The 401-nt window shown below is 33.7% G+C and carries 2 pseudogenes; both read left to right on the top strand.

Annotated features, from left to right (window positions below):
• Positions 1 to 120: pseudogene (locus M3223_RS24025) on the top strand (threonine synthase); the annotation flags it as partial.
• 1 nt (position 121) lies between these two features.
• Positions 122 to 401 (top strand): annotated as a pseudogene (locus M3223_RS24020) (homoserine kinase); the annotation flags it as partial.

The following is a 401-nucleotide window of genomic DNA, read 5'->3' as shown; positions in this document are numbered from 1 at the left end:
ATTTTAACTGGTAATGGATTAAAAGATCCTGATACTGCTATTTCACTACTAGATAATCCGATAAAGCCATTGCCAAATGATAAAGATAGCATTATCGATTATATTAAAGGAGCTTTATAACATGTCGAATGTTTTGGAGTTAACAATTCCTGCATCAACAGCCAACCTTGGAGTTGGCTTTGATTCTATAGGTATGGCTTTAGATAAATTTTTGCATCTGTCTGTAAAGGAAACATCAGGGACAATATGGGAATATATTTTCCATGATGATGCATCTAAGCAATTGCCTACTGACGAAACAAACTTTATTTATCATGTAGCACAACAAGTTGCTTCTAAATATAGTGTTGACTTGCCTAATTTATGTATCGAAATGAGAAGTGATATTCCATTGGCAAGAG

The sequence above is a fragment of the Paenibacillus pasadenensis genome (genome assembly GCF_023715725.1).
GTDB lineage: Bacteria > Bacillota > Bacilli > Paenibacillales > Paenibacillaceae > Paenibacillus_O > Paenibacillus_O pasadenensis_A.
Note: the sequence above shows the minus strand (reverse complement) of the source record. Positions and strands in the feature narration are given on the sequence as shown.